The sequence below is a fragment of the Azonexus sp. genome (assembly GCF_036170495.1).
GTDB lineage: Bacteria > Pseudomonadota > Gammaproteobacteria > Burkholderiales > Rhodocyclaceae > Azonexus.
This window is the reverse complement of record NZ_JAVHPH010000274.1, coordinates 1-3,037: the sequence shown is the minus strand read 5'-3', so window position 1 is coordinate 3,037 and position 3,037 is coordinate 1. Positions and strand designations below refer to the sequence as shown.

Below are 3,037 nucleotides of genomic sequence, written 5' to 3'. Positions count from 1 at the left end.
ATGGCGAAATCGAACTGCGCCTGCGCATCGAGGAATGGCGCGACACACCATGAGCGAATGGACCTGGGATAGCACCTGGCCCGCCCCGGCCAAACTGAATCTGTTCCTGCACGTCGTCGGCCGGCGGGCTGACGGCTACCATCTTCTGCAAACGGTCTTTCGCTTCATCGACCGGGCCGACACGCTGCATTTCGCCCCCCGCGACGACGGTGAAATTGTTCTCGCCACGCCCATTCCCGGCGTCCCGCCCGACAGCGACCTAACCTTCCGCGCGGCCCGCCTGCTCCAGAAAACAACGGGCTGCCAGCCAGGCGTAACGATCCATCTCGACAAGCAATTGCCGATGGGGGGAGGCCTGGGTGGCGGCTCGTCCGATGCCGCCACCGTACTCATCGCCCTCAACCATTTGTGGCAAACCGGCCTATCCCACGGTCAACTGGAAAAAATGGCCATTTCCTTAGGCGCCGACGTCCCGGTCTTCATCCATGGCCGCAACACCTTCGCCGAGGGCGTTGGCGAAACCTTTACCGACATCGACCTGCCGCCTGAAAGCTACCTGGTCCTGCATCCCGCGGTCCACGTGCCGACCGCGGCCATTTTCGGTGCCCCCGACCTGAAACGCGACAGCCCGACCATGCGCCCGACCGACTGGCGGCACGGGCAAGGCCACAACGATCTCGAGGCCGTCGCCGGCGCCAGATTCCCGGCGGTGGCTGAACACCTTGCCTGGCTCAAAAGCCACGCCCCAAAGGCCATGATGACCGGTTCAGGCGCCTGCGTTTTCGCCGGATTTCCCCAACGCAGCGCGGCCGAAGCCGTTCTCGCCTGCCTGCCGACCGGCATGCGGGGCTGGGTTGCCGATGGACTGAGCGAACATCCGCTGGCAAAAATTCGCTGAGGGGCTGGATTTCCACAAAGAGCTACTGTATTATTCGCGCCTCGCTCAGACGCGAACCCGTTCGAGCAACCCGCTGGGGAGTCGCCAAGTTGGTCAAGGCACCGGATTTTGATTCCGGCATTCGAAGGTTCGAATCCTTCTTCCCCAGCCAAATTTCCTTCGGGCAGGTCACAAGCCTGCCCGATTTTCATTGTGGCGGGCAAATGCACGTAAGCATGCAGAAGGTCCGGAGGAATGTGGGAATGGCCTACAACAGCTTGATGGTCTTCACTGGCAACGCCAATCCAAAACTGGCCGCAGCCGTTGCCAGCGAACTCAATGTCGATCTTGGTCGAGCCAATGTCGGGCGCTTCTCCGACGGCGAAGTCAGCGTTGAGCTGCAGGAGCATGTCCGCGGCAACGACATCTTCGTCCTGCAATCGACCTGCGCCCCGACCAACGACAACCTGATGGAAATGCTGGTCATGGTCGACGCGCTAAAGCGCGCCTCGGCCGGCCGCATCACCGCTGCCATTCCGTATTTCGGCTACGCCCGCCAGGATCGCCGGTCGCGCTCCTCGCGCGTGCCCATCGCCGCCAAGCTGGTCGCCAACATGCTCGTCGCTTCCGGCGTCGACCGCGTGCTGACCATGGACCTCCACGCCGAACAGATTCAGGGCTTCTTCGACATCCCGGTCGACAACATCTACGGCCTGCCCATCCTGCTTGACGATATCCGCAAGCAGCATTACGAAAACCCGCTGGTCGTTTCCCCCGATCACGGCGGCGTTGTCCGCGCCCGTTCGCTGGCCAAGCGCCTCGAATGTGACCTGGCGATCATCGACAAACGCCGCCCGAAGGCCAACGTCTCGGAAGTGATGAACATCATCGGTGAAGTCGCCGGCCGCACCTGCATCATCATGGACGACATGGTCGACACCGCCGGCACCCTGTGCAAGGCGGCAACCGCGCTGAAGGCCAATGGCGCCAGCAAGGTCGTTGCCTACTGCACCCACCCGGTGCTATCCGGCCCGGCAGTCGAGCGGGTCAATGACTCCGACCTCGATGCTCTGGTCGTCACCGACACCATTCCGTTGCGCGACGATGCCGCTGCCTGCCCGCGCATCCGCCAGCTTTCCGTCGCCGCAATCATGGCGGAAACCATCCGCCGCATCAGCAACGACGACTCCGTCTCGTCGCTATTCATTGATTAGTCGCCAGCAGGTAATCGTTAGCAAGCATTGGCTAACAACTAGCGACTAATAACTGTTTTACAACCCTTCCCGTTCTGGTCGCGGACCGGGAAAATTATTGGAGTATGACCATGCAATTTGAACTTATCGCCCAAGCGCGTACGCTGCAGGGAACGGGTGCGAGCCGCCGCCTGCGTCGCGCTGGCACCGTCCCGGGTATTGTTTATGGTGGCCAAGCCGCCCCGCAAGCCATCGAGGTTGTCCATAACGACCTGCTGCTCAAGCTGAAGAAAGAAGCCTTCCATTCTTCCGTCGTCAACCTCGTCATTGATGGCAAAAAAGAGCCGGTTCTGCTGCGCGATTACCAGATGCACGCCTACCGTCCGCTGGTTCTGCACATCGACTTCCAGCGCATTGACGCGACGCATGAACTGCACATCAAAGTGCCGCTCCACTTCACCAACGACGAAATTGCTCCGGGCGTCAAGCTCAACGGCGGCCTGGTCAACCACGTCATCACCGAAGTCGACGTCCATTGCCTGGCCAAGGATCTGCCTGAGTTCGTCGAAGTCGACCTGTCGGCCCTGAATATTGGCGACAGCATCCACCTCTCCCAACTCAAGCTGCCGAACGGCGTCAAGCTGGTTGCCCATCCGACTGACGACGTCGTCGTCGGTGTCGTCGCCGGCAAGGTTGGTGCTGCGGAAGCTGCCGAAGACGAAGCTGCTGCCGAATAATTTCCGGCTCCATGCTGTAATGGCCGCCGCTGGCTTGTTGCCGCCGGCGGCTTTTTCATTTCCCGACACATGAACCCACCCCGCCTGATCGTCGGCCTCGGCAACCCCGGACCGGAATACGAAGCAACCCGACACAATGTCGGCTTCTGGTTTGTCGACCATCTGGCTGACAAGCTGAAGGCATCGCTCGCCCCACAGGCCAAGTTTTTCGGCAAGGCGGCGCGCATCGG

The 3,037-nt window shown here is 61.2% G+C and carries 3 protein-coding genes, 1 tRNA gene and 1 pseudogene; all 5 read left to right on the top strand.

Features of this window, described 5'->3' with window-relative positions; translation table 11 throughout:
* Positions 1–49: 49 nt before the first annotated feature.
* Complete coding sequence (ispE, locus tag ADADOO_RS10005; protein ID WP_511277188.1) at positions 50–898, top strand: 4-(cytidine 5'-diphospho)-2-C-methyl-D-erythritol kinase; 849 nt, start codon at positions 50–52, stop codon at positions 896–898.
* 74 nt (positions 899–972) lie between these two features.
* Positions 973–1,049: transfer RNA gene (locus tag ADADOO_RS10000), tRNA-Gln, on the top strand.
* Between the two features lie 91 nt (positions 1,050–1,140).
* Positions 1,141–2,091 (top strand): ribose-phosphate pyrophosphokinase, encoded by a 951-nt coding sequence (locus tag ADADOO_RS09995; RefSeq protein WP_511277186.1) that lies wholly within the window; start codon positions 1,141–1,143, stop codon positions 2,089–2,091.
* 110 nt (positions 2,092–2,201) lie between these two features.
* Positions 2,202–2,807 carry a 50S ribosomal protein L25/general stress protein Ctc gene (locus tag ADADOO_RS09990; protein ID WP_511277184.1) on the top strand — a complete coding sequence of 202 codons (606 nt, stop codon included), beginning with the start codon at positions 2,202–2,204 and terminating at the stop codon, positions 2,805–2,807.
* A gap of 69 nt (positions 2,808–2,876) precedes the next feature.
* A pseudogene (locus ADADOO_RS09985) lies at positions 2,877–3,037 on the top strand (aminoacyl-tRNA hydrolase); the annotation flags it as partial.

What these genes read in the sequence shown, in the direction of transcription:
- ADADOO_RS09995 (WP_511277186.1), top strand. Translation starts at nt 1,141, where the DNA reads ATGGCCTACAACAGCTTGATGGTCTTCACTGGCAACGCCAATCCAAAA.
- ispE (WP_511277188.1), top strand. Translation starts at nt 50, where the DNA reads ATGAGCGAATGGACCTGGGATAGCACCTGGCCCGCCCCGGCCAAACTG.
- ADADOO_RS09990 (WP_511277184.1), top strand. Translation starts at nt 2,202, where the DNA reads ATGCAATTTGAACTTATCGCCCAAGCGCGTACGCTGCAGGGAACGGGT.